The sequence below is a fragment of the Wolbachia endosymbiont of Drosophila incompta genome (assembly GCF_001758565.1).
GTDB lineage: Bacteria > Pseudomonadota > Alphaproteobacteria > Rickettsiales > Anaplasmataceae > Wolbachia > Wolbachia pipientis.
Map to the genome: position 1 here is coordinate 792,981 of NZ_CP011148.1, position 2,806 is coordinate 795,786.

Below are 2,806 nucleotides of genomic sequence, written 5' to 3' on the forward strand. Positions count from 1 at the left end.
TACTAGTTTCCGGACAACCTCTTAATGAGGTTTACTCCTTTTACCGAAAAAAATATAATTCAATCTCCTATCTATAGTTGCCTCTATATCTTTGATTAATAGCTGCTTTATCATGTTTACTTTTCGCTTTGCATCTTGAGCTTGACGCTCATTGTTACCACTGTTATTGCTGTAATTATTCTTATCACTATAACTACTGCCACTTGGTTTGCTACTGTTACTGAACTCACTACCCTTTTTTCTTCTTGTGTTGAGTATCTGTATTATCTTTTCCTTTAAAAAGGACTTCCAGCCTGTGCCAAGTAATAATTTATAGAGAAAATGCGGAGTAAGAAACGCCACTAATATTCGAATAGAAATTCCGTAACCGAGATCTTCCCTATTTTCATAATACCACTTGCAATATTGAAACAAACGGTAAAACGCATTTTTGAAAGAGCAAAATTCTACAGCATACCAAAAACCATTGCTGAGAAACATGAGCACAATGCTGAATGTGTAAAGATACATTGTGAAGAGAAACAGTTTCACAATTATATCTTTTAGACTACCTAATATATAATTCAATAATCTTAATTTATAGAAAAGTGATATCATTTCACACCCACTTCAATATGGCTGGGGTGGAAGGATTCGAACCTTCGCGTGGCGGTATCAAAAACCGCTGCCTTACCACTTGGCTACACCCCAATACTACTTACATCAATAACACTATTAGCCCAATTAGTAAAAGATTTATTTGCTTTTTCTATGGGCATCACAGCAATAGCTGGCTGATCATAAGAATGCATTGCTTCGATTTTTTCTACAATTTTATCAACTTGATCATTCCTGCTCTTCATAATTGCCACTACTTCACAACTATTACTAATTTTACCTTCCCATAAATACAGAGAATTCACTTCGGGAAATATATTTACACATACAATTAATTTCTCGTTTAACAATTCTTCAGAAACAGTTTTAGCCTCCTCAAAATTTGAAAAAGTTGTATAAACCAAAACTAAATTATTCATTAGTAGCTACATAAATGCATTGCTACTATACTCTACCGAGATTTATTCATCAAGAGAAAATAACGCCAGCGCGTACTGTATGAACATTTGTTTGCAAAGGTAGTATGTTAAGTGTTATAGCTAGTTTGCCTCAAACGTAAAGGTGTCATCCCAGTGCCCCTGTGATGTCATTCCAGTGCTTGACACTGGAATCCAGTTTTCCATATAATCTCATCGAAAACGTTGTAACCACTTCCTATGCTAGTTTGCTTGTAAACAAGCAAACTTTCCTGGATCCCAGTGTCAGCTACTCGGATGACACCTTTCCTAGCAGAGAAATCACAATGTTCATACGGTTGTACGCATACCGCTGGGATCTAGGATTTTTCTATAGTTTAAAAACAAAAAAAGGACGTTACTCATTGAGTAACATCCTTTTGGAGAAGGTAGAAGTTTTACTTATTACACTGTTCCTGGAGTTGCTGTAGCTCTTGAGTTGACAGGTTCTGCACTAGGTTGATCTAGAGATGCGCGTCGTTTTGCCAACTTTTCTTCGAGTTCTCTGTCAAATTCTTCTTTTAAAGGAAGAACTTGTTTTCTTGTTAGCGTAGAAGAACCAGAACCCATTCCACTATCAGTAGAATTACTGTGAGTGAGAGTTCTGTTACTCAAACTATCCAGGTTTTGCTCCACAATAGGATCACTGAGAACATCTTCACTGAAAGAACTTTGTCCATTTAAGTTAGTCAATGAGGCGCTTCTAGGTAGTTCTGGTGGAGCAACTGGAGTAAGCTTAGGAGTTAAGCTACTAGATGAATTGCTTCTACGGACTGTTGCAAAGTTCTGAGAATCTGAATCAGAGACAGTAGCAGTACTTTCAGTTCCTATAGAATTTAGTGAATTGCTTTTTGACAAGCTGTTAGATTGTTCAGAGCCTTTTCTTCCCAGTGAAGAGAATGATGATGACACAGACCTAGTTAAACTTTTGACAGAAGGCCTGTTAGCTTTTTTCTCTGCTCTGTCAAACATATTGCTTACGCTTGAGTACAAATGATTTTCTCTACATTCTTTAATAACCTTCTTAATTTCATCGTGATGTTCAGAGAAAACACTGTCGATGAAATAACTACCTTTAGGTAATGACCTTTGTGTTAACAAGTTATGCAAGCTTTTTTCATTTAAATTATTAATGAATTCTTTCTGTACTTGCCATCCAGAAGTATGTTCAATCTCCCCTGATTTTGCCTTCTCTGCCATTTTTAAATCAATTTCTGACGATATTCCAGAAAGTATATTTTTCACTAACCCAGAATTATTTCCTTTATCAGCAAAAATTGCTTTCATATCATTTCTTATTTCGTCAGATTTCTTAATTGCATCTGGAGTAAACCTTTTTACCTTATCTAAATAGTCCGTCTCACCAGATGCCTTATGGAACTTATTTGCCACTCCTTCGCCTACAAAACTAGCGCCTTTTTTCAGTGAATCTACTGAATGTTCATAACCTTCTTTCACCTTATCTTTAACATGCATAGCACCATCTCTAACTTTTCCGGCAGCGTATGTTGATGCGTCCTTAACTTTCCCAGCAGTATATTTCGCCCCATCAACTGTTTTTTCTGCTGACCACTTGAGCCCTTTATATCCAGATTGAACTGCTTTTACAGCGACTTTTACAGCGAAATATAAAGCAAGACCAACTATAGCACCCGGTATAGCAAGTGTTGCACCAACTGCCAAAAGTGGTAGTACTGCCGTAAATAATCCACTTGCTGTACTTACTACAAGAATCTTATCTCCTTGTTTCATCT

General features: G+C 36.6%; 3 protein-coding genes and 1 tRNA gene. All 4 read right to left on the reverse strand.

The annotated features are described in order from the left end of the window. Positions 1–21 precede the first annotated feature (21 nt). Positions 22–480, reverse strand: coding sequence for a hypothetical protein (locus WG67_RS03535; protein ID WP_022626355.1), 459 nt, complete (start codon positions 478–480; stop codon positions 22–24). 135 nt (positions 481–615) lie between these two features. After that, positions 616–690 (reverse strand) — tRNA-Gln (locus WG67_RS03540). Then, positions 681–1,016 (reverse strand): divalent-cation tolerance protein CutA, encoded by a 336-nt coding sequence (gene cutA, locus WG67_RS03545; protein WP_006279213.1) that lies wholly within the window; start codon positions 1,014–1,016, stop codon positions 681–683. The genes WG67_RS03540 and cutA overlap by 10 nt, the downstream gene beginning before the upstream one ends. A 441-nt stretch (positions 1,017–1,457) precedes the next feature. After that, a partial coding sequence (walE1, locus tag WG67_RS06265) for an actin-bundling T4SS effector WalE1 family protein (protein ID WP_083250466.1) occupies positions 1,458–2,806 on the reverse strand: 1,349 nt, incomplete at its 5' end.